The organism is Paenarthrobacter sp. NPDC089714 (assembly GCF_044748905.1).
GTDB lineage: Bacteria > Actinomycetota > Actinomycetes > Actinomycetales > Micrococcaceae > Arthrobacter.
This window is the reverse complement of sequence record NZ_JBIVGX010000038.1, coordinates 1-2,567: the sequence shown is the minus strand read 5'-3', so window position 1 is coordinate 2,567 and position 2,567 is coordinate 1. Positions and strand designations below refer to the sequence as shown.

Below are 2,567 nucleotides of genomic sequence, written 5' to 3'. Positions count from 1 at the left end.
GGGGTGCACGGCGGTCCAGCAAAAAATTTCAACCAATCAATAAAACAATCGGTATCAACAAACTTGGCACACTATTGAGTTCTCAAACAACAGACCCCTCAAAACATCACCCAAACAGCACACCACACAAAGCAGCGCAACCATCAACAGGCCATTGGAAAAGAAGGATAATTATTGGCCGCCAACCGAACCGTACACACCTTCCGGCTTTCCGTTTCGCTCCCGGCGACTCAGAAAACAATACACGCCCCCAACCCCCAACGCAAATCCACCCCCAAGCAACTCCTCGCCCTGCAAGAGGACACACGTGAATCCCACGTGAAGTTCCCATGAAGACCCCCAAGTTTGCTGCGGCATACGGCTACGCGCCAGCCCCCAAAGCCAACCACCCGCCGTCGTACCTTCCCATCAGCCCAGCCCTAACAACCACCGTTCCGCAGTGAAGCGGCAGCGGGCCCCTTGGGACAGTGAAGGTCTCCTGGTCCTGCGGACGCGTACCGCTTCCCTAGGAGATGGCCGCGGACAGGTGGGAGGATAAACCCATGGAACTGCACATCACAGGAGATGCTGCTGCCGACCAACTCCTCAGTGACGACGCCTTCGCGCTGCTGACCGGCATGCTGCTCGATCAACAAGTGACCATGGAATCCGCCTTCGCCGGACCCGAGAAGATCCGCTCACGCATTGGGTCCCTGGAGCCCGGCGCCATTGCGGCCTTCGACCCGGCCGGCTTTGTGGACGTCTTCAAGCAGACTCCGGCTGTCCACCGTTTCCCGGGCTCCATGGCCGGACGGGTACAGGCACTGGCCGAGACGGTCCACCAGGACTGGGACGGCCAGGCATCCGCCATATGGACTCGAGACAACCCAAGCGGGGCTGAAGTACTCCGGCGACTGAAGGCCCTACCGGGCTTCGGGGACCAGAAGGCCAGGATCTTCCTGGCGCTCCTCGGAAAGCAGTGTGGTCTTCAGGCGGAGGGTTGGCGCGAGGCCGCCGGCCATTACGGTGAAGAGGGCTCGTACTTGTCCGTGGCAGACATCGTGGATCCGGACTCCTTGGTAAAGGTCCGCGCAAGTAAACAAGCCGCGAAAGCTGCTGCCAAGGCTGCGAAGGCCTGACCTATCAACAAGACAGCTAAGGCCCCGCATCTGCGGGGCCTTAGCTGTCTGCGGCCTGGTATGGCGGATCACCGTCGGGTCGGCAGGGCGATCTCACGGGAAGGCACGACGGCGGCGTTCACCACGGCGCGATCGCCCAGTGGGCGTCCCAAGTGGACTGAGAACGGCGTGGGTGGATTGCTCTGGCACGAAGCCGCCCCGAGTGCTGCTCTCCGAACCCCGACGACTACTTCCACCGTTGTATCCGTTTCGACGAGTTCCACCACTTCTACCCTCCCTTCGGCATTCTGCCCTGAGTTGCAATCAAATTCCGTGACGAGCAAAGGGACGCTGTTGCTGTTGGGATCAGGCCTCGAAGAGGGGTCCAGGGTCACTGCGCCGGCCCTCAAGTCTCCCAAGTCCAAGGTAGGAGTACAGGCGGACGCCTCGACCACCGCCCACACAGGCTTGCCCGGTTCCGAAGCCATGGAGTCGGTGGAAATGATCACGTAAACGAAGTCGCGGATGTCGCCCGTTCCATCGTCCTTCGGTTCCGCGAGCTTGTTCATCAGCATGACCCTGCTGCTGCTCTCCTGCGCGATGAGCCAGGATTCAACGTGGAATTGGTCCACGTTGCGTCCGCTGAGTGCCGGCAGCGCTTCAGGCCCGAGCTCGGACGCGGGCCTTCGGTTCACCAACGCCTCCAGCGGAATTTCATTGCCTTGGCACAACGCCCTATCGGGTGTGATCTCCGAGACCGGGCTGGCTGCGGCCGGACTCCCTTGGATCTGATCAGGAGCTGCGCATCCCGCGCCCAGGAAGGTGAACGCCAGCACGGCAACGGTCCATGTATTCGACGCTGCTTTCATCCCCATACCGCTCAGGCTACGCTTCGATACGCGATGCCGGGTCTGCAGGGTGCTGAATCCTGGTACATGGTGTGTTAAAGGTGTGGAGCCCCGACCGTCGTGGTCGGGGCTCCTGTTAAGTGTTGTCCGGCGGTGTCCTACTCTCCCACACCCTCCCGGGTGCAGTACCATCGGCGCTGTGGGTCTTAGCTTCCGGGTTCGGAATGGGACCGGGCGTTTCCCCCACGCTATGACCGCCGTAACCTTTTTACCCGTACCCTGTTGGGGGTTGGGAAGCTTTGTGTGGTTACAACTGTGGTGCTTGGTTGTGTATTTGGTTGTGTTGGTTCCTGTTGTTCAACTGGTGTTGTTGGTTGGGAACCACATAGTGGACGCGTGCAGTGTGTTTTTTGGGTGGTGTAAGTTGTTGGCCTATTAGTACCGGTCAGCTTCACGAGTCTTTAGTCCTCGCTTCCACATCCGGCCTATCAACCCAGTGGTCTGGCTGGGGGCCTCTCACACATGAAGTGTGTGGAAATCTCATCTTGAAGCGAGCTTCCCGCTTAGATGCTTTCAGCGGTTATCCCATCCGAACGTAGCTAATCAGCGGTGCACTTGGCAG

Annotated in this window: 2 protein-coding genes and 2 rRNA genes; 1 reads left to right on the top strand and 3 read right to left on the bottom strand. The window is 59.7% G+C overall.

Annotated elements, in window-relative coordinates; translation table 11 throughout:
• Nucleotides 1-542 precede the first annotated feature (542 nt).
• Complete coding sequence (locus ACIPY3_RS23130; RefSeq protein WP_400337891.1) at nucleotides 543-1,118, top strand: HhH-GPD-type base excision DNA repair protein; 576 nt, start codon at nucleotides 543-545, stop codon at nucleotides 1,116-1,118.
• 68 nt (nucleotides 1,119-1,186) lie between these two features.
• Here ACIPY3_RS23130 and ACIPY3_RS23125 read toward each other — a convergent pair whose 3' ends face one another.
• The 3 genes from ACIPY3_RS23125 to ACIPY3_RS23115 all read right to left on the bottom strand — a co-directional run.
• Complete coding sequence (locus tag ACIPY3_RS23125) at nucleotides 1,187-1,972, bottom strand: hypothetical protein (protein ID WP_400337889.1); 786 nt, start codon at nucleotides 1,970-1,972, stop codon at nucleotides 1,187-1,189.
• A gap of 118 nt (nucleotides 1,973-2,090) precedes the next feature.
• Nucleotides 2,091-2,207, bottom strand: a 5S ribosomal RNA gene (gene rrf, locus ACIPY3_RS23120).
• A gap of 152 nt (nucleotides 2,208-2,359) precedes the next feature.
• Nucleotides 2,360-2,567, bottom strand: a 23S ribosomal RNA gene (locus ACIPY3_RS23115); the annotation flags it as partial.

Excerpts from the sequence above, each read along its gene's own strand:
- ACIPY3_RS23130 (WP_400337891.1), top strand. The coding sequence starts at position 543 with ATGGAACTGCACATCACAGGAGATGCTGCTGCCGACCAACTCCTCAGT.
- ACIPY3_RS23125 (WP_400337889.1), bottom strand. The coding sequence starts at position 1,972 with ATGGGGATGAAAGCAGCGTCGAATACATGGACCGTTGCCGTGCTGGCG.